Source organism: Succinispira mobilis DSM 6222, assembly GCF_000384135.1.
Taxonomy (GTDB): domain Bacteria; phylum Bacillota; class Negativicutes; order Acidaminococcales; family Succinispiraceae; genus Succinispira; species Succinispira mobilis.
In genome coordinates this window covers 1,621,525-1,641,562 of record NZ_KB913028.1, presented here as the reverse complement: position 1 = coordinate 1,641,562, position 20,038 = coordinate 1,621,525, and the positions used below count along the sequence as shown (strand labels likewise).

General features: G+C 34.5%; 19 protein-coding genes and 1 other annotated feature. Of the genes, 14 read left to right on the top strand and 5 right to left on the bottom strand.

Annotation, left to right across the window (positions count from 1 at the left end; genetic code table 11):
• Window positions 1-277: 277 nt before the first annotated feature.
• Together SUCMO_RS0107770 and SUCMO_RS0107765 are read right to left on the bottom strand one after the other, a co-directional pair.
• Window positions 278-1,402 carry a sodium ion-translocating decarboxylase subunit beta gene (locus SUCMO_RS0107770; RefSeq protein WP_019880100.1) on the bottom strand — a complete coding sequence of 375 codons (1,125 nt, stop codon included), beginning with the start codon at window positions 1,400-1,402 and terminating at the stop codon, window positions 278-280.
• Between the two features lie 48 nt (window positions 1,403-1,450).
• Window positions 1,451-1,582 (bottom strand): OadG family transporter subunit, encoded by a 132-nt coding sequence (locus SUCMO_RS0107765; RefSeq protein WP_019880099.1) that lies wholly within the window; start codon window positions 1,580-1,582, stop codon window positions 1,451-1,453.
• A 404-nt stretch (window positions 1,583-1,986) separates the two neighbouring features.
• On the opposite strand from SUCMO_RS0107765, the gene SUCMO_RS0107760 reads away from it, so the two are divergent.
• From SUCMO_RS0107760 to SUCMO_RS0107740, 5 genes are all read left to right on the top strand, one after another.
• Window positions 1,987-2,910, top strand: a complete 924-nt coding sequence (locus SUCMO_RS0107760) for a bile acid:sodium symporter family protein (RefSeq protein ID WP_019880096.1) — start codon at window positions 1,987-1,989, stop codon at window positions 2,908-2,910.
• 376 nt (window positions 2,911-3,286) lie between these two features.
• Window positions 3,287-4,507: an SLC13 family permease gene (locus tag SUCMO_RS0107755; RefSeq protein WP_019880095.1), complete on the top strand. Its 1,221-nt coding sequence runs from the start codon at window positions 3,287-3,289 to the stop codon at window positions 4,505-4,507.
• A 94-nt stretch (window positions 4,508-4,601) separates the two neighbouring features.
• The gene (obgE, locus tag SUCMO_RS0107750; protein WP_019880094.1) at window positions 4,602-5,870 is read left to right on the top strand and encodes a GTPase ObgE; all 1,269 of its coding nucleotides are present in this window, start codon (window positions 4,602-4,604) and stop codon (window positions 5,868-5,870) included.
• An 18-nt stretch (window positions 5,871-5,888) separates the two neighbouring features.
• A complete protein-coding gene (gene proB / locus SUCMO_RS0107745; protein ID WP_019880093.1) occupies window positions 5,889-7,028 on the top strand; it encodes a glutamate 5-kinase in 1,140 nt (379 codons plus the stop codon).
• A gap of 63 nt (window positions 7,029-7,091) precedes the next feature.
• Window positions 7,092-8,339 (top strand): glutamate-5-semialdehyde dehydrogenase, encoded by a 1,248-nt coding sequence (locus SUCMO_RS0107740; protein WP_019880092.1) that lies wholly within the window; start codon window positions 7,092-7,094, stop codon window positions 8,337-8,339.
• A 51-nt stretch (window positions 8,340-8,390) separates the two neighbouring features.
• Here SUCMO_RS0107740 and ileS read toward each other — a convergent pair whose 3' ends face one another.
• Window positions 8,391-11,186 carry an isoleucine--tRNA ligase gene (gene ileS, locus SUCMO_RS0107735; RefSeq protein ID WP_028953954.1) on the bottom strand — a complete coding sequence of 932 codons (2,796 nt, stop codon included), beginning with the start codon at window positions 11,184-11,186 and terminating at the stop codon, window positions 8,391-8,393.
• Window positions 11,187-11,228: 42 nt separating this feature from the next.
• Window positions 11,229-11,448, bottom strand: a binding site (T-box leader).
• A gap of 152 nt (window positions 11,449-11,600) precedes the next feature.
• On the opposite strand from ileS, the gene SUCMO_RS0107730 reads away from it, so the two are divergent.
• The 8 genes from SUCMO_RS0107730 to efp all read left to right on the top strand — a co-directional run bounded on the left by SUCMO_RS0107730 (window position 11,601) and on the right by efp (window position 16,973).
• Entirely contained in the window at window positions 11,601-11,846 is a 246-nt protein-coding gene (locus SUCMO_RS0107730; RefSeq protein ID WP_019880090.1) for an IreB family regulatory phosphoprotein, read from the top strand.
• Between the two features lie 26 nt (window positions 11,847-11,872).
• A complete protein-coding gene (gene ruvX, locus SUCMO_RS0107725; protein WP_019880089.1) occupies window positions 11,873-12,286 on the top strand; it encodes a Holliday junction resolvase RuvX in 414 nt (137 codons plus the stop codon).
• A 101-nt stretch (window positions 12,287-12,387) separates the two neighbouring features.
• The gene (locus SUCMO_RS0107720) at window positions 12,388-12,708 is read left to right on the top strand and encodes a DUF1292 domain-containing protein (RefSeq protein WP_019880088.1); all 321 of its coding nucleotides are present in this window, start codon (window positions 12,388-12,390) and stop codon (window positions 12,706-12,708) included.
• A gap of 130 nt (window positions 12,709-12,838) precedes the next feature.
• On the top strand, window positions 12,839-13,798 hold the full coding sequence (gene mltG / locus SUCMO_RS0107715; RefSeq protein ID WP_211209239.1) for an endolytic transglycosylase MltG: 960 nt from the start codon (window positions 12,839-12,841) through the stop codon (window positions 13,796-13,798).
• Between the two features lie 50 nt (window positions 13,799-13,848).
• Window positions 13,849-15,072 (top strand): U32 family peptidase C-terminal domain-containing protein, encoded by a 1,224-nt coding sequence (locus tag SUCMO_RS0107710; protein WP_028953953.1) that lies wholly within the window; start codon window positions 13,849-13,851, stop codon window positions 15,070-15,072.
• Entirely contained in the window at window positions 15,065-15,274 is a 210-nt protein-coding gene (locus SUCMO_RS10600; protein WP_019880084.1) for a DUF4911 domain-containing protein, read from the top strand. Before SUCMO_RS0107710 ends, SUCMO_RS10600 begins: the two co-directional genes overlap by 8 nt.
• Window positions 15,275-15,339: 65 nt before the next feature.
• Window positions 15,340-16,392 (top strand): M24 family metallopeptidase, encoded by a 1,053-nt coding sequence (locus tag SUCMO_RS0107700; protein ID WP_019880083.1) that lies wholly within the window; start codon window positions 15,340-15,342, stop codon window positions 16,390-16,392.
• Window positions 16,393-16,415: 23 nt separating this feature from the next.
• Complete coding sequence (gene efp / locus SUCMO_RS0107695; protein ID WP_019880082.1) at window positions 16,416-16,973, top strand: elongation factor P; 558 nt, start codon at window positions 16,416-16,418, stop codon at window positions 16,971-16,973.
• A gap of 68 nt (window positions 16,974-17,041) precedes the next feature.
• Here efp and SUCMO_RS10595 read toward each other — a convergent pair whose 3' ends face one another.
• Complete coding sequence (locus SUCMO_RS10595; RefSeq protein WP_019880081.1) at window positions 17,042-18,229, bottom strand: type II secretion system protein GspD; 1,188 nt, start codon at window positions 18,227-18,229, stop codon at window positions 17,042-17,044.
• A 5-nt stretch (window positions 18,230-18,234) separates the two neighbouring features.
• Window positions 18,235-18,717, bottom strand: a complete 483-nt coding sequence (locus SUCMO_RS0107685; RefSeq protein ID WP_019880080.1) for a hypothetical protein — start codon at window positions 18,715-18,717, stop codon at window positions 18,235-18,237.
• A 107-nt stretch (window positions 18,718-18,824) separates the two neighbouring features.
• On the opposite strand from SUCMO_RS0107685, the gene SUCMO_RS10590 reads away from it, so the two are divergent.
• Window positions 18,825-20,033 carry a GspE/PulE family protein gene (locus SUCMO_RS10590; protein WP_019880079.1) on the top strand — a complete coding sequence of 403 codons (1,209 nt, stop codon included), beginning with the start codon at window positions 18,825-18,827 and terminating at the stop codon, window positions 20,031-20,033.
• Window positions 20,034-20,038 lie beyond the last annotated feature (5 nt).

Genomic DNA, 20,038 nt, shown 5'->3' with positions numbered 1-20,038 from the left:
ACACATATCATTATATAACAACTAGCTTTTTTTAACAATAAAGTTTATATTATTTAGGTGGTTTTAGCTTTAAATAAAATAAAAACTGTGTCATCTCATGTACTATCAATAATATACGCTCCAGTATATATTAAAGCACACTAGACAACACAGTTTTTTGGTTGCTTCTGGAAAATTGCTTAAGATAATTTTTTGTGGATGCAATACAAAAAACTATTTTCGGCATACCTCCAAATATATGAGTAAATTTTAGAGGAATTAATTTGAACTACAAATCTTAACCTTTAAGCATTGCAAGCATTGTACCAGCTGCTACAGCTGTACCAATAACCCCAGCTACGTTTGGTCCCATAGCATGCATTAAAAGGAAGTTTGAAGGATTAGCTTGTTGACCAACGATTTGAGATACACGCGCTGCCATTGGTACAGCAGAAACGCCAGCTGAACCGATAAGTGGGTTTACTTTACCACCAGAAGCGATTTTCATAATTTGACCGAAAATAACACCTGCTGCAGTACCAGCACAGAAAGCAATAAGACCAAGACAAATAATTAAAATTGTGTCAAGAGTCAAGAAAGTTTCAGCAGCCATTGTCAAACCAGTACCAGTTGCTAAGAAAATTGTTACTATATTAATCAACGCATTTTCTGATGTTTCAGAAAGACGTTGTGTACAGCCGGATTCTCTAAATATATTACCAAGCATTAACATCCCGATAAGAGAAGTTACAGGTGGTAACAACAAACTTACGATAATAGTTACGACTACAGGGAATACTAATTTTTCAAATTTAGTTACTGGGCGAAGTTGTTCCATAACGATACATCTATCAGCTTCACTAGTGAAAAGTTTCATGATAGGTGGTTGAATAAGTGGAACTAGTGACATATAAGAGTAAGCAGCAACCGCAATTGCGCCAAGTAAATGTGGGGCAAGCTTCATTGTTAAATAAATAGCAGTTGGGCCGTCTGCTCCACCGATAATACCGATAGCAGCAGCTTCTTTTACGTTAAAACCAAGAAGCATAGCTCCAATTAAAGAAACGAATACACCAGCTTGAGCTGCAGCACCTAAAAGAAGTGTTTTAGGATTAGCAATCAATGGACCAAAGTCTGTCATAGCGCCTACACCTAAAAAGATAAGTGGTGGGAAGATTTCATGTTGAATACCATAAAGAATAACTTGCATAACTCCGGGATCAGTTGTAAAACCTGTTTTAGGCATATTACCTAAAATACAACCAAAAGCTATTGGTGATAACAATAGTGGTTCAAAACCTTTACCAATTGCCATGTAAAGTAATAGTATCCCTACTACAACCATGATAGCATTACCACCAGTAAATGCTGTGAAACCGCTGTCAGACCAAACTGACGCTAATGCGATTGAAAAAGCTTCCATTCTTTTACATCTCCTTATACTGTTAGTGAATTTGATACTTTAATGAGATTATCTTTTTGCTGTAGGATCCACTTTGTTGATGAATCCGATAACCACACCAAGCATTCCTAGTACAGCGAAAACTATAGTCATGTTAATTAATGCAATTAACCAAGGGTTAGTTGTAGCTGCTCCGTCCATAATTAATCCTCCTCTGGATTATAAATTAAAATGAATAACTTAAAATTGTTATTTTGGCATCAGCCTCCTTGTAAGATAACTTGCCTTGCAAAATCACCTCTGAACTTTCATGTTTATAAAAAACAAATAAAAAACAATTTTTTTAAGTAAAGTAAGGCATTATTTAACTTAAAAAAACAATTAACTTAGTTTTTTAATTGAAAGAATTTTCAGTGAATTTAGCGTTAAAAAAAAACAATTCCGCTAAGTATTATAACAGTCTGACATAAATTAGCAATAGGGACTTTAGTCCCGAAATTTAAATAAACCTTGTGTTATATTTTTCGCTTGATTATCTTTTCTAATTATTATATTATTATTAATGTATTAACAAAAAAAATATAAAAATAAGGAGGAAGTAGCACGTGTTAAAAAATATAACTGAAATTATAAACAAAAGTTTCGCCTTGTTGGTTATTGTTTTTGCGGTTGCGGCATTTTATTTTCCAGCGACCTTTAAACCTATAGCCAAACATATTCCCGTATTACTAGGGATAGTAATGTTAGGTATGGGCTTGACTTTGACAAAACAAGATTTTTCTGCTGTTTTTACTCGTCCCAAAGATGTGCTTATTGGTGTTGTAATGCAATTTATAATTATGCCTTTAATTGGTGTTGGTTTAGCGATGGGCCTAAATATGAGCCCAGAACTTGCAGCAGGCTTTATTTTAGTTGGTTGTGTTCCCAGCGGAACATCTTCAAATGTAATGACATTTTTGGCAAAAGGTGATGTGGCCTTGTCTGTTACGATGAGCTCTGTGACAACTTTACTGGCTCCGTTTGTTACACCATATTTGTTTTTGTTATTAGGGGGGAAATTTATTCCCATTAATGCATGGGCTTTATTTGTGGATATTGTGAAGATTGTTTTGATACCAGTTATTTTAGGGGTAGTATTAAGACAATTATTTGCTAAATATGTCGAAGCTTTGATTGACGCTGTACCATTGGTTTCTGTTGGGGCGATAATTGCAATTGTATCAGCAGTAGTAGCTGCTAGTGCTGGGCGACTCTCTACTGTAGCTGGAGTTGTCGTAATCGGCGTAATCTTGCATAATTTATTGGGATATTTTATTGCCTATTTAGTTTCTAAATATTTGTTTTCACTTGATCATCGGCGTTGTAAAACAATGTCATTTGAAATTGGAATGCAAAACTCTGGACTGGGTGCAGCTTTAGCGATGGCACATTTAAATCCTTTAGCAGCATTGCCTAGTGCAATTTTTAGTGTTTGGCATAATATTTCTGGTTCAATGTTAGCAGGCTATTGGGCAAAAAGAGACAAATAAAATGGCGAAGAAATTGGAACTGTGCTATCGGTGTAGATATTTTCAAATAACTTGGGATAAGAATATGCCTTATGCTTGCCGAGCTATGGGATTTAAATCCAAGATTATTCCTTGTCGGGTTACTAAGAATTTATCGAATCAGCAGTGTCTATCTTTTAAAGAAAAAAATATAAAAAATAGCTAATTTTAACTAAACAGTGTTTGACAAGTGGATAAGTATTTTAATTAAAGAAGAGCAGATGTTGCTTAGGAACTTTAAAATACTTATATAAACTTGCCAAACACTGTTGTTTTTTTATATGTGAAGATGATAAAATAGCTAGATAAATTTAAAAAAATTTTTGAATAAGCAAAAGCAAATAAGGAGATTTTAATATTGCAATCAGAACAGTTAATTGTTTTAGCGGTCATGATTTTCGTTTTGATAATTTTCACTTTAGGTAAAAGTCCGCTTTTTAGAGTTGATAGAACTGGTAGTGTTCTTATCGCGGTTTCCGTTTTACTATGTACAAAAATTAATGATTTTTTAGAGTTGGTAAGTTTTGTGGACTTTCAAACTATTACGATTCTTTTTTGTATGATGGTGATTGTCGCCAATTTACGGTTGGCAGGAATGTTTGAGCTGGTTGGAAATTTATTGAATACGCATATAAATAGTGAACGTAAATTATTGCTAGCTGTAATTATAATGTCAGGTTTTTTATCAGCAATAGCAATTAATGATATCGTATGTCTATTGTTTACACCTATTGTTATTATGGTTTGCAATAATTTTGGGGTAGCAGCAAAACCACATTTAATCGGACTAGCTATTGCATCAAATATTGGGAGTGCAGGTAGCTTGATTGGCAACCCGCAAAATATTTTAGTTGCCAGTTTATCAGGAATATCTTTTAGCTTTTATATCTCTGAAACATTGCCGATTGTGTTATTAGGGTTAGTATTAAGTTATTTTTGGATTGCCTTTCAATATCGGGCTAGTTTAAAAAAAGTAGTGGTATTTAACAAAGCGAGTAATTGTTTTTATCATAAATATTTATTGCTGAAGAGTAGTTTTGTTTTACTGGGTATTGTTGTTGGCTATATGTTGGGGCACAATTTATTGATATTGACATTATTGGGGGCGAGTTTATTGCTTTTAACTCGACGAGTTAATCCGAATAAAATTTATCGAGGCATTGATTTTAATTTACTTATCATGTTTGTTGGACTGTTTGCAATAATTGGTAGTATTGAAAAAAGTGGTCTGTTAGAATTGTTATTAAAGAATTTAAGCAGTACTTTACAAGATAGTTTTATATTTTTTATTGGACTAACAGTTGTTCTTTCCAATATAGTTAGCAATGTACCAGCTGTGTTACTTTTGAAAAATTTTATTCCTGGTTCCGATACAGAAATTTGGTGGACTAGTTTAGCTTTAGTTTCAACAGTTGCAGGGAATTTAACTTTATTTGGTTCAATGGCTAATTTAATAGTAGTGGAAATAGCTAAAGGTAAAAATATTAAGATAACGGCTGGGGAATATTTTAAAATTGGTTGTCCCCTAACTATTGTTTTAACAATTGTAGCTTATTTTAAAATGTTATATAAACTTTGAATTGTAGCTGTTTTTAAGGTATAATGTAGTTTAAGGTAATTTAACTAGTTTTTAAAAAGTGTGAATTTAATATTAAAAGGATAGGTGTAGTTTAATGTTTATTGATAGAGCGAAGATTTTTGTGCATGCAGGAACTGGTGGTGATGGACATTCAGGATTTAGAAGAGAAAAGTATATCCCGAAAGGTGGTCCCAGTGGCGGCGATGGTGGCCGAGGTGGGAATATAATTTTTTTGGCAGATGAAAATATTAATACTTTAATAGATTTTCGTTATAAGAGAAAGTTTGTGGCAGAAAATGGCGAAAAAGGTGGTACTAGCAACAAATATGGTGCCGCGGGAGAAGATATAATAATTAAAGTTCCCCTGGGTACTTTAGTAAAAGATTTTGAAAGCGGAATGATATTAGCAGATTTAAAAGAAAATGGACAAAGATGTATTATTGCAAAAGGTGGTCGTGGAGGACGTGGTAATGCTAAGTTTGCTAATAGTGTAAATCGAGCACCTATTTTTGCAGAAAAAGGTGAACCCGGCGAGGAACATATGTTACAACTAGAATTAAAGTTGCTTGCTGATGTTGGACTAGTTGGCTACCCTAGTGTAGGGAAATCTAGTATTATATCTAAGGTTTCTTCGGCAAAACCAGAGATAGCAGCTTATCATTTTACTACTTTGACACCAGTATTAGGGATGGTTAGATTAGATGCCGAAAAGAGTTTCGTTTTAGCAGATATTCCCGGTTTAATTGAAGGGGCTAGCCAAGGTGTGGGCTTGGGACATGATTTCTTGCGCCATATTGAAAGAACGAAGGTTTTATTACATGTATTGGATATGTCTGGGCAGGAAGGACGAGATCCAATTGAAGATTACGAAAAAATAAATAAAGAATTAGCCTTATATAGTCAAAAATTGGCACAGCGTCAACAAATTGTCTTGGCTAATAAAATGGATCTTCCTGAGTCTTTAGAAAATTTAAGTGCATTTAAAGAACACATCAAAGATAAGGAGGTTCAAGTTTTTGCAGTTTCAGCAGCAACAGGTGAAGGTTTACAAGAAGCAATGTTTGCAGCTTTGCATATGTTGGAAAATTTTGTGGAAGAACCAGAAGATGTCGTAGTTGCAAACTTAGAAGAAGACCCCGATAAATTTGAAATTTTAACGGACTGTGAAGATGCTGATTTCTTAGTGGTTGGTAAAGCTATAGATCGTTTAGTAGCTATGACTAATTTCGATAATGAAGAAGCTGTAACTAGATTCCAAGTGATTTGGCGCAATATGGGAATTGAAGATGCTCTTAAAGCTAAGGGCGTTAAAGAAGGGGATAGTGTTAGAATTAGAGATATGGTTTTTGAATATAGACCATAAATTAACAATAGAAGGATTGTGGTAGGTGTGTTAATAAATCGAGCAAACTTATCTAGTGCCAAGCGAATTGTTATAAAAATTGGTAGCAGTACCTTGACACATAAGACAGGAAAATTAAATTTTTCTAAAATAGAAAATTTAGCCAGGCAAATAGCTGATTTGGTAAATCAAGGCAAAGAAGTTATACTAGTTTCCTCTGGTGCTATTGCGGTTGGGGTTGCTAGATTAGGCTTAAGCGAGAGACCGAAAACAATTCCGGGAAAACAGGCAGCGGCTGCCGTAGGTCAAGGTATTTTGATGCATACTTACGAGAAGATTTTTGCTGATTATGGACAGATTGTAGCCCAAATTCTATTAACTAAAGCTGATGCAGTAGATAGAAAACGTTATACGAATTGTAAAAATACCTTTATGGCTTTGTTGGCTCAAGGAGTTATTCCTATTGTTAATGAGAATGATGTGGTCGCAGTTGATGAAATTAAAATTGGCGATAATGATACTTTATCTGCTATTGTAGCCAGTATAGTTGATGCCGATGTTTTGATTATCCTGTCAGATATTGCTGGTTTATATACAGCTAATCCACAAGTAGATCCTGATGCTGAATTGGTGGCAGAAGTGACTGACATAACAATAGAAATTGAAAAATCAGCCGGTGGTGCTGGAAGTACAGTTGGGACAGGCGGTATGGCAACTAAAATTCAGGCGGCTAAAATTGCTGTAAATTCAGGGATTAGTATGCTTATTGCTAGTGGTGAACAAAAAGATATTATTGCGAAATTAATGCAAGGAGAAGATTTAGGTACTATATTTTTACCTAAAGAAACTAAGTTGCAATTTCGTAAGCGTTGGTTAGCTTTCGGAGCCAGGCTTAAAGGAAAAATAATAGTAGATCAAGGGTGCGAAAAAGCACTTATTGAAAGAGGTTCAAGTTTATTATCTGCGGGAATAGTTTCAGTAGAAGCCAAATTTGATATAGGTGCTACCGTACCCATCTATAATGTTTTTGGTAGAGAGATAGCGCGTGGGTTGGTTAACTTTAATTCTCAAGAATTAGAGATGATAAAAGGGTTAAAAAGTTCAGAAGTGGAAAAATTATTAGGTCATAAAGCTTATGAAGAAGTAATTCATCGCGATAATATGGTTATATTAGTTTAAAAATTAGCAGGTCGCAAATTGCGGCCTGCTTTAACAAAATGAAGTAGTTGCAGGAGGTTTTCTATGTTAGAACAAATTAAGCAACAAGCGAAAAAAGCACGTAATGTGGCTAATATTTTAGCTAATATGTCAACTTTGCAAAAAAATGAACTATTAGGTGCAATGGCTGACAAATTAGAGTTAGAGATAGAATATATTTTGCAGGCCAATGCACGCGATTTAATTCAAGCTGCTGAAAAAGGAGTTAGTGTTGCAATGCAAGACCGACTACGGCTAACTTCGGATAGGATTAGGGATATGGCAACAGGGATAAGGCAGGTTATGAAATTGCCTGATCCAATCGGGGAAGTTATATCGGGAAAAACTTTACCAAATGGTTTGCAAATTAATAAAGTGCGAGTTCCTTTGGGAGTTTTAGGTATTATTTATGAATCACGTCCTAATGTTACGATAGATGCGATTGCTTTGTGTCTTAAGTCAGGTAATTTGCCAGTTTTGCGTGGTGGATCCGAAGCGATTAATTCTAATACAGCACTAGTAGAAATTATGCAAAATTGTTTAATAACAAAAGGTTTGCCAAAGGAATTAATAACCTTTATTGCTTATACTGATCGGCAGGCGGTAAATTATCTTTTAAAATTAAATGAGTATATTGATGTAATTATTCCACGGGGAGGTGCTGGATTAATAAAGACTGTGATTGAAAATAGCACTATTCCTGTTATTGAAACAGGGGTTGGGGTATGCCATGTATTCGTAGATTCCAGTGCGGACTTAGTTATGGCTGAAAATATTGTTATAAATGCAAAAGTATCCCGCCCCGCAGTTTGCAATTCTATGGAAACTTTATTAGTTCACAAGAATATTGCGAAAAACTTTTTACCTGTAATTGTTGCAAAACTGCAACAGCAAAATGTGAAAGTGCAAGTTTGTGAACAAGGACTAATAGAAGTTCCAGGAACAAAATTAGCTGATGATGCTTGTTTTGCTACAGAAAATCTGGATTTGATTATTTCAATTAAAATTGTAGAGAATCTAGCAGAAGCTATAGAACATATTGAGCGGTTTGGAACAAAACATTCAGAGGCGATAGTAACTAATGACTACCAAAATGCACAAGAATTTCAGAAACGTGTTGATGCGGCAGTGGTTTATGTTAATGCTTCAACACGCTTTACCGATGGATTTGAATTTGGTTTAGGCGCGGAAATAGGAATTAGTACACAAAAATTGCATGCGCGTGGACCAATGGGTTTGAGTGAACTTACAAGTATAAAATACATAGTCAATGGAAATGGGCAAATAAGATAAAAAAGTTCGGCAGAAAGGTTTCTGCCGAACTTTTTTGTGATTTTTGAATTATTATTTTACAACACTTGCACAACGTGGGCATAGCGTTGGGTGTGCTAGATTTTGTCCGATTTCTTCGGAATAAATCCAACAACGTTCGCATTTTTCTCCGGTAGCAGCGAGAACACTAATTTGTAAATCAGCTAAAGCTGTGGCTGTAGCCGTAGAATCAGTGCCTTCACAAACTTTAGCTTGAGAGACAATAAGTAAGTTTGCTAATTGATTTTGCACCGTAGTTAATAATTTATAAGACTCACCAGTGGCATATAAAACTACTTTGGCATCTAAGGAATGACCAATAGTTTTGGCACGACGAGCAGCCTCTAAAACTTTAGTAATTTCATTGCGAATTTCTATGAAATTTGCCCATTTTTCTTCTAAAGCTACATCATGTCGTTCGGCTTTAGCAACTGGCCAAGGCATCATTTGAATGCTGGTAGCTGGCATGGTTGCTTTTTTAGGTAAATATTGCCACATTTCTTCTGTAGTGAAAGAAATAATGGGGGTTAACATTACTGCTAAATCCACTAAAATTTCATACATGGCACTTTGAGCAGAACGACGTTCAAGGCTGTCTGGCGTAGAAGCATAAAGTCGATCTTTTAAAATATCTAAGTAGTAGGAAGATAAGTCGATTGTACAGAAATTATGAATAGTATGGTACAAAACATGGAACTCATATTCATTAAAAGCATTAGTAACTTTAGTTTTAACTTGCTCAAGTCGCATTAAGGCCCATCTGTCAAGTTCGGTCATTTCTTCAAAAGCAACGGCATCTTGATCAGGATTGAAGTCAGCAATATTTCCTAGAATATAACGGAAAGTATTGCGAATTTTACGATAAACTTCTGATAATTGTTTTAAAATATCGTTAGAAATTCGAATATCTGCTTTATAATCAGCTGATGCCACCCACAAACGTAACACATCAGCGCCATATTTTTGAATAACTTCTTGAGGATAAATAACATTGCCAATGGATTTAGACATTTTTCGGCCTTCACCATCAACTACGAAGCCATGAGTTAAAACTGATTTGTAAGGTGCAACACCTTCGGTAGCTACAGATGTTAGCAAGGAAGATTGGAACCAACCACGATGTTGATCACTGCCTTCTAAATATAAAGTAGCTGGCCATTGAAGTTCAGGTCGTTTAGTTAGTACAGCTTTATGGCTAGAACCACTATCAAACCAAACGTCCATGATATCAGTTTCTTTTTCGAACTCTGCACAACCGCATTCGCAAGTGGTGCCTGCTGGTAAAATTTCTGCCGCAGTTTTAGACCACCAAGCATCGGAACCTTCTTTAGCGAAAAGCTCAGAAATAGCCGTAATTGTTTCGTCTGTAATTAAATGTTTATGGCAATCTTTACAGTAGAAAATTGGAATTGGAACTCCCCACACTCTTTGACGGGAAATACACCAATCATGACGATCCGCAACCATATTCCGAATCCGATCTTCACCCCAACTGGGAATCCACTCAACTTTTTTAGTTATTTGCTCTAAAGCTGCGTCACGGAAACCATCTACTGAAGCAAACCATTGCTCCGTAGCACGATAGATAATTGGCGATTTACAACGCCAGCAGTGTGCATATTGGTGACGAATAGTACCCTTGCCTAATAGTACGCCTAATTGAGCTAAATGTTTAATAATTGGTACGTTGGCATCAAAGACAAACATCCCGGCAAAATCGCCGGCCTCTTTTGTAAATTTACCTGATTTGTCTACAGGACTAATTACAGGTAGCTTATAGCGCATACCTGTTTCAAAGTCTTCTTGACCATGACCAGGAGCAGTGTGAACACAACCAGTACCAGTATCTAAGGTAACATAATCAGCAAAAACAATTGGTGATTCACGTTCTAAAAATGGATGTTGAAAGAGCATACTTTCCAGTTTATCACCTTTTATACTAAAAATTGTGGTGAACGTTGTTTTACACTCTTTTTGAACTTGCCCAATAAGCTCATTGGCCATAAGATAAACTTCTTCACCATCTTCTGAAGCTACAAAACTATATTCAAATTCGGGATTAATAGCAATAGCTACATTTGCTGGTAGAGTCCAAGGGGTTGTTGTCCAAATTACAGCAAAAACTTTTTTCTCGCTTAATCCAGGTGGTAAAATGCCTTTTGCATCTTTTAAAGGGAATTTGACAAATAAAGCATGCGATTTTTGTTCAGCGTATTCGATTTCTGCTTCAGCTAAAGCCGTTTCACAACAAGTACACCAATAAACAGCTTTAAGACCTTTGTAAATATAGCCTTGTTTAGCCATTTTGCCAAAAACTTTAATTTGCTCAGCTTCATATTCAGGCACAAGCGTGATATAAGGATTATCCCAATCACCGAGAACGCCTAAGCGTTTGAAATCATCGCGTTGTGTATCGAGCCATTTTAAAGCATAATTTTTACATTCATTGCGTAATACTAAAGGATCAAGTTCATGACGATTTAACCCCAAATTATTGATGGCCGCATGTTCAATAGGCATCCCGTGCGTATCCCAACCAGGCACATAGGGTGTGTCAAATCCTTGAGCATACTTATATTTGACAATAATATCCTTTAAAATTTTATTTAAAGCGGTGCCAATATGAATATTACCATTGGCATATGGTGGCCCATCATGTAAAACAAATTTTTCTTTACCAGCATGTAGGGCTTGTTTTTCTTGATATACTTGCTTTTCATACCAGTGTTTTAAAATTTCCGGTTCGCGCTCTGGTAAATTAGCCCGCATAGGAAAGTCAGTAACTGGTAAATTTAATGTTTTGCTATAATCTAGTTTTTCCGTAGACATAATTATAAATACACCTCCATAAAATAAAAAAGCCTCCATCCCCATAGGGACGAGACTTATACCCGCGGTACCACCCTGTTAGCTTATGAAATAAGCCACTTGATACATTGTAACGTATGTAAAACGATTAGACCTAATAAAATATTACTCAGTCTATAGCTCAAGAGTGATTTTCCTTGTAAGATAAAAAATTAGGCTTACACTGCCCCTAATTCGCTGGATAGTTATGATTTACAAGTACTGTCTCTATCATTGCTGATATCATTATGTAAAAACACAATTATTATAGCAATAATTGCGGGCAATAGTCAATCTCTCAATAAGAAAAAAACGCTGGATGTGCAAATATTTTGTAGAGAATTTTTAAAATTTGTGATAAACTACAAGCAAGTGGATTGTAAAGGAGTGGAGACATTGAATATACAAGAAACAATGATGTTTAGGCATGATAAAAATAAAAAAGAAGTAAAAGAGATAATGATTGAAGTTGCCCGTTCTATGCAAGAGAAAGGTTACAATCCTGTAGATCAATTAGCAGGATACTTATTATCTGGCGACCCAACTTATATAACTAGTTATAAAGATGCGCGAACAAAACTACGGGAAGTCGAGCGTTATGAAATTTTAGAAGACTTGTTAAAAGATTATCTAAAAGATTGACCAGCAATTTTAGAGGGGGAAAGTATTTGAAGATAATGGCTTTAGACGTTGGCGATCGTACTATTGGGATTGCGATAAGCGATGCTACAAAAATGATTGCCCAAGGTATAGAAGTAATTCGCCGTGTTGGCAATGTGAAAGATTTAGCTCGTTTAGCAGAATTAATATCAGAGTATGATGTCAGTGAAATTGTGGTAGGTTATCCCAAAAATATGAATGGTAGTATTGGGGAACGTTGTGTAATAGTAGAAAAATTTACTGAGCTACTAAAAAACGCATTCCCACAAATTAAGTACCACTATTGGGATGAACGCTTATCGACTATGGAAGCACAAAAAATTTTAATAAGCTCTGATGTAAGACGTGATAAAAGAAAAAAAGTTATCGACAAAATGGCAGCTGTAATAATTTTACAAGGTTATTTGGATAGGCAACTTTAAAACTTTAAAATGTTTTATTGACAGTAATTTTTTTATAATATACAATGAACTCAAGTAGAGAACTTAGGTATTCTGCAAAAAAAAGATAGAAGAGGTGTACGATGTCAGACAATAAAGATAGCGTTGTGGATGAAATGGAAATGCAAGACCAAGATGTGGTTGTTATAACAGACGAAGAAGGCAATGAATTTTACTATGTTGAGGAAGAAATTTTTGCTGTAGGCGAAGATAAATATGCGATTTTGGTTCCATTGCAAACTTGTGAACATGAAGAGTGTGATTGTGAAGCTGAAGAAGATGAAGCTATAATTGCGAAAATAGTTATTGATGAAAATGGTGAAGAAGTATATTGTGACCCATCAGAAGAAGAATTTGAAAAGGCACAAGAAGCCTATGAAAAACTTTGGGAAGAACAAGAATAAATTTTGTGTGAATCCTAGGCGGGTTAGTTAATTATAAGAAAAAAAGCCGTAAGGCTTTTTTTTGTTCTAAAAATCTACAGAAATGTTAAAAGTGAGTGAAAATATGAATACGAAGAAACTTCTATTTATAGTGTTAATACTGATTTGTAGTTTTTTTATTTGGGGATGCAGTAAAAGTAAAGTTGCAGATTTGCCCAATCAAGGTGCTACAGTGATGGTTAATGTAAAAAGTGGCATGAATACTAACGATATTATGAATTTGTTGATAAAACAAGGTCTTTTGCCGAAAGAAAATTCTTTTACCAAAATTGCGAAGATGAAGAATTTAGAAAAATCTTTACAAGCTGGGTCTTATCAATTTAAAGTTGGAATGTCAGAACAAGAAATAGTAGAAATTTTGGGTAAAGGTAGTGTTTTTTATACAAAATTAACAATTCCTGAGGGCTATAATGTTACTCAAATTGCAGAATTAATAGAACAAGAAGGACTGGGAAAGAAAGATGTATTTTTAAAACTTGCTCAAAATTATGCTCCTTATGAATATATGCAGACAAAAAACGCTAATATAAAATTCAAATCTGAGGGTTTTTTATACCCAGCAACATACTATATTGGTGTAGAGATGAAAGAAGCGGAAATTTTAAAATTGTTGGTGGATGAGTTTGATAGAAAAATCAATAAGGAAATTCGAGAAAAGTTAAAAGTAAAGAAGATGGATATCCAACGCTTAATTATTTTAGCGTCTTTAGTTGAGAAAGAAGCGCAAGTAGCAGAAGAACGCAAAGTAGTGGCTAGTGTATTTGAAAATAGAATAAAACAAGAGATGCCTTTGCAGTCTTGTGCTACTATTCAATATATTTTGGGATATCCAAAGGAAGAATTAAGTATTGCTGATACTAAAATTCAGTCCCCTTATAATACTTATATTAATAGCGGGTTGCCACCAGGACCAATAGCTAATCCAGGCATGCCTTCAATTTTAGCTGCCTTAGATCCGGAAAAAACGGAATACTTGTATTTTGTAGTTAGTTCAGGTGGCAAGCATACTTTTAGCACCAACTACGAAGATCACTTGAGAGCGATCAAATGATTTTGAAAGTAATGATAGAAATTTAAAGGAGAATTATTAGAATGCGAATAATGCAAAAACCAGAGCTATTAGCGCCAGCAGGCAGTTTGGAAAAGGGAAAAATGGCTTTACTTTATGGTGCTGATGCTTTATATCTTGGCGGAACAAACTTTGGCTTGAGAGCTTTTGCTTCAAATTTTGACAAAGAAACAATGCGAGAAATGATTGAATATGCACATTCTTTAAATAAAAAAATATATGTTACTGTTAATATAGTCCCTCATAATGAAGATTTAATAAACTTGCCCGAATATTTATTGGAATTACAAGAGCTAAAAGTTGACGCTTTAATAATCTCTGATTTGGGTGTTTGGAATATTGCGAAAAATACAGTTCCGCAAATGTCTTTGCATGTTAGTACACAAGCCAATACTAGTAATTGGTCAGCTGTAGAAATGTGGCAAAAATTAGGGGCTGATAGGGTTGTTTTAGCAAGAGAACTAGGGCTAACAGAAATTGCAGAAATAAAAGATAAAACAAAAATGGAATTAGAGGTTTTTGTTCATGGGGCGATGTGCATTTCCCATTCAGGGCGGTGCTTGCTAAGTAATTATATGGCTGGTCGAGATGCAAACAAAGGGGCTTGTGTGCAAGCTTGTCGCTGGAAATACAGCCTAGTAGAAGAAAATCGTCCTAATGAGCATTTCCCAGTTTTGGAAGATGAGCGCGGTACTTATATTTTCAATTCTAAAGACTTATGTTTGATTAATTATGTGCCCGAGTTAATTAAAGCCGGCGTAGATAGTTTTAAAATTGAAGGAAGAATGAAAAGTATGCATTATGTTGCTAGTGTAGTAAGTGTATACCGTCAAGCGATAGACAGTTATTTTGCGGCTCCAGAAAACTATATAGTTCAAGAAAAATGGTTAGAAGAATTAGCTAAAGTTTCGCATAGAAGTTATACACAGGGATTTATGACGGGAAAAACTGATGAAAATTCACAAGTATATACTACTTCGAGCTATCAGCAAACACACGACTTTGTTGGTTTAACGGTTAAATATGATGCTCTTGCTAAGCGACTATATATTGAACAGCGTAACAATATTAAAAGTGGGGAAGAACTAGAGATTTTGCAACCAAATGGCAAACTTCTTTCTTTGGTTTTAGTAGATATGCAAGATGATAAAGGACAAGAAATAAGTGTTGCGCCTCATCCTAGACAAATTATCAGTGTACCATATCTGCAATTTGTAGCTGAAAATTCTTTAGTACGGAGGAAAATTAATGTCTAAAGAACAGTGCTTGATTAGGGCAATTGTGCCTAAAGAAAAAATTGGATTTACAGGTTGGATATTTGAAGGCTATGAACATGTTGGTTTAGTTAGCACTATAGATAGTAGGGCTGGTGAAATATTAATACGAACAACTTCGGATTTATATGAGCAAGCAGAAAAAATTTTGCAAAATCTACCTTTTCAAATAGAAATATTATAGTAAAAAGCAATAAAATATGTTAAAATTTTAAAGTCTGTTCATTTTCCAAAAAAGAAGGTTGAAAAATGATTTTACAAGAATATCTTAAAAACAATTCATATCAAGCATTGTTAGTGACTAATCTTACCAATATTAGATACTTCACTGGTTTTACTGGTTCTAACGCTACTTTGCTGATTTTAGAAGACCGAGTAGTGATATTTACTGATTTTCGCTACCAAGAGCAGATTCGTTCAGAGCTCAAAATAGAAGCTGAAATTCAGATTTCAGGTGATGAAACTTTAACGGAATTTATGAAAAAACATTTGAATACAATGGACAAGATAGCAGTTGAAGCTGAGTATGTAACGGCAAGACAAATGGAAAAATATCGCCAAGTTTTGCCACGGGTGTCATGGAGTTTAGTTGATTTAGATAATTTCAGAATAATTAAATCTAAACAAGAAATAGAATGTATTAAAAAAGCAGCGATGATTGCTGATCAAGCCTTTACAAGATTGACAAAAAATTTGCAAGTTGGTATGAGCGAAATTGAAGTGGCAGCATTATTAGAGTATTATATGCGAACTTTAGGCTCGGAAAAGTTGGCTTTTGAAACAATAGTTGCTTCTGGAGAAAATTCTAGTAAGCCGCATGCTAAACCAGGGGTAAGAACTTTAAGCACTGGTGATTTTGTTACTATTGATTTTGGGGCTGTTTGTCAAGGATATCATTCTGATATTACTAGAACAGTAGTTATGGGAAAAGCCAGTAATAGACAAAGAGAAATATATCAAATAGTGTTAACGGCCCAACTTAAAGCATTAGATAAAGTGAAAACAGGAATAACTGCAGCAGAAGTTGATTTTGCAGCCCGCGAAGAAATTATTCAAGCAGGCTATGGACAATTTTTCGGACATAGTACTGGACATGGTGTAGGTTTACAAATCCATGAAGAACCAAGGATTGCAGCGGGGAATACCAATGTTGTTTTACAAGAAAACATGGTAATAACGGTAGAACCAGGGATATATCTTCCAGGTTTTGGCGGTGTTAGAATTGAAGACTTAATTGTTGTGACTAAAAACGGTAAAGATATTTTAACAGCTACAGAAAAACAGCTGTTGGAAATATATTAGAAATTTAAGGTGGAGGTTTCAAAATGATAACAACTAATGAATTTAGAACTGGAACTACGGTTACGATTGATGGCGATGCTTGGCAAGTTATTGATTTCCAACATGTAAAACCAGGTAAAGGCGCAGCTTTTGTGCGTGTGAAAATGCGTAATCTTTGTAGTGGTGCTGTTGTAGAAAGAACTTTTAATCCTGGTGAAAGAATGCCTAAAGCACATATTGACCGCCGTGAAATGGAATATTTATATGAAAATGAAGGCATGTATGTTTTCATGGATTTAGAAACATTTGATCAAAGTGAACTTGATAAAGAAACTTTGGGAAATGCAATGTCTTTTATTAAAGAAAATAATAAGATTGGTGTAATGGTATATCAAGATAAAATTATTGGTGTGGATTTGCCTAATGCTGTAGAATTAGTTGTTGCTGAAACAGATCCTGGAATCAGAGGGGATACGGCTACGGGTGGCTCTAAATTGGCTACTATGGACACTGGTTATGTTGTGAAAGTTCCTTTGTTTATAAATGTCGGTGATGTATTAAGAATAGATACTAGAACTGGCGACTATATTGAACGTGCTTAAATTAAATTAAACGCTAAACGGCGCTGTTTTTACCTTGTTTAAGGTGGGAATAGCGCCGTTTAGCGTTTTTAGTCCAATATTTTTGAAGTTATGAATATTATAACTTCAGTAGATTGTTTATGTTGTTCTTGATGTTTGAAAAGGTTGCCAAAAAAGGGGATATTACTCAAAAGAGGAATCTTAGTTATTTTTTGCAAATCTTCTTGCCCGATTAAACCCGCAATTACAAGTGTTTCGCCATTTTTTAATCTTACAGTTGTATTGGCTTGGCGAGTACTTATTTTATAGTTTCTTAAACTGGCAATCAAGGTAGGGGTGCTAACTTCAGTGTGAACAGAAGCAGTAATATAATCGTCGGAATTAATATACGCTGTGTAGATTAACTTAATTCCAGCGTCAATATATTCGGTATTTTGAGTTGTTGTACCATTATTATTTTTTTCAGTTACCACAGGAATATGATCGCCAATAAATATTTTAGCTTCGCGACCAGGTAGAGTTGTTATTTTAGGATTAGCTAGAATTTTTGCTTGACCACTATTTATTTGAGCATCTAAAGTTGCCTGATAATTAAGGCCTTGTGTTGAGGAGAGTTTTAGTTTGCCTGGTAAACTTTGTTCAGAGCTGTGATCGTTATTGCTGCTATTTGTAGTTGCTGGTAGTTCGGACCAAAGCCACTGCACGCCCAAAACTTCAGTGTGCTCTTTGTTTACAGCGATTATTTTTACATCTAAAGAAATTTGTTTGCTAGGAATATCTAATTGTGTTAAAAGTAGCTTAATATTACTCTGTGCTGTTTGATTACCCGAGAAAATTAAGCAGTTGGCCGTAGAATCGATACTAATCTTTGTTTCGCCTAAAAGAGGCTTTAGAATAGTTTGGCATTCCTTTGCATTGAGATATTTTAATTTTATTATTGAAAGATTGTTTAAATTTTGGCTACTATTGATATTTTTGCTTATTAGAATATTAGAATTGTAATGCTGCCAATTATAACCAGCAGCATTACTTATTAGTTTCAATGCTGTCTCAGCTTCAATATTTTGCAAGTGGAGGCTTATCGAACCGCTTATGGAATTGTCTAAAATTAAATTAATATTGCTTGTTTTGGCTATAGAAATTAGGACAGTTCGCAAATCAGCATTTTCTAAATTTAGGTTAAGTGTTTTCTCTTGGGCATTACAGGGATAACAAATAAAAAAATTAGAGCAAAATATTAAAGATAAGATAAGCAAAGAATTGCGTAAAATCTCCATAAAATTCAGTCCTTTAAGTTTAGAATTTCTAAGTTTTGGCTATTTTGATTGAAAATAGTAACTGAGTTTGCAGCAATTTCTTTAATAGTATAGCCTGCAACAAAATCATTTTGGCGATAGGCTGCAACGGTATTATTTATCGAAATTATAGCTAGTTTTTCTTGTTGATTTATTATGGTGCCTTGTAAATGAAATAGTATTTTTTTATCGGCAGAAGTATATTTTTTCTCAGCACTATCATTTTCTTTAAACTGTTTTGTCAAAAAAGGATTTTTTAATTTTTTTGTAATTGTGCTATTTTCTTGAGGATATAATTTATTTAGAATTTGCAGAGAAATTAAGGGGAGTTGTTGCGGTGGCGAAAGTTCGTTATTGACGGGGGGCTCAGTTTTAGTAAAAAGATTAGCATAGGCTAAAATTAAAAAGAACAGAAAAATTAAGACTAAACAGTTTTGGGGCGAACAAATAATTTTGATTTTTTCTAACAATTACATCACTTCCAAATAAATTTGTAAAAATAATGAAAATATTATATAGTTAATTATACAATATTTTCAGTTTTTTTTGTGAAAAAATAGAAAAGAAGATGATTATTTTGATAAAAGAGGATTTAGGTTCTACGGGAATCACTTCAGTAGTAGATTTATTTGAACAAATAATAACAAAAGCTGTTAATCTAGCGGCCAGTGATATCCATTTAGAAAGTACTACAAATAATTTGCGGGTGCGATATCGTTTGGATGGAATTTTAAAAGAAATAATTTGTTTGCCTTTGAATTTGCAAGCGCAACTTGTTTCCCACATTAAAATTATGTCTAATTTAGATATAGCTGAAAAAAGATTGCCACAAGATGGTAGATTGAAACTTAAAGATAAGCCCAACTTAGATATCAGAGTTGCTACATTACCGACAATAATGGGAGAAAAAGTTGTTTTAAGACTACTAGATCAACAAAAGCAGCCTTTAGACATTGAAAGCTTGGCTTTAAGTACTTGCAATAAACTTATATTTAAGGAATTATATAGTAATTCTTATGGAATGATTTTGCTTACAGGGCCTACTGGATCGGGGAAAACTACAACTTTATATTCGGCGCTTTCAGAAATAAATACTATCGATAAAAATATAGTTACAATTGAAGATCCAGTAGAATACTATTTGCCTAACATTAATCAAGTTCAAGTTAATCAAAAGGCTGGTCTAGACTTTGCAAATGGACTGAGAGGAATTTTGCGACAGGATCCAGATATAATTTTAGTTGGGGAAATAAGAGATACAGAAACGGCTAGTATAGCTGTAAGAGCTGCACTTACTGGACATTTAGTGTTGAGTACTTTACATACTAATAATGCGTTAGGAGCTATTCCACGACTTGCAGATATGGGTATTGAAAATTATTTGTTGGCTGCTTCTTTAATTGGAGTTGTGTCTCAAAGGTTAGTGAGAAAAGTTTGTCCGCAATGTGCAACGCGCTACTATCCAAGTAAACTTGAATTGCAATCAATTATCGACCTAAGAGGTTCACAGTTGAAAAACTTTGAAGATATAAATTTACTAAAAGGGTCTGGGTGCATTGATTGTAATTTTACAGGCTATTCAGGTAGACTAGCTATTCAAGAAGTTTTAAAAATTACCCCAGATTTAAGAGAAGCAATTGTTCAAGGTAAAAGTAAAGCTGAATTAGATGAGCTTATTAAAAAAAATGAGTACTGTGAATTATTACAGGATGGAATTAAAAAGGTATTAACAGGACAAACAACTTTTGCAGAACTACAGAGAGTTGCTTACAATATAATAGATTAGGTGAT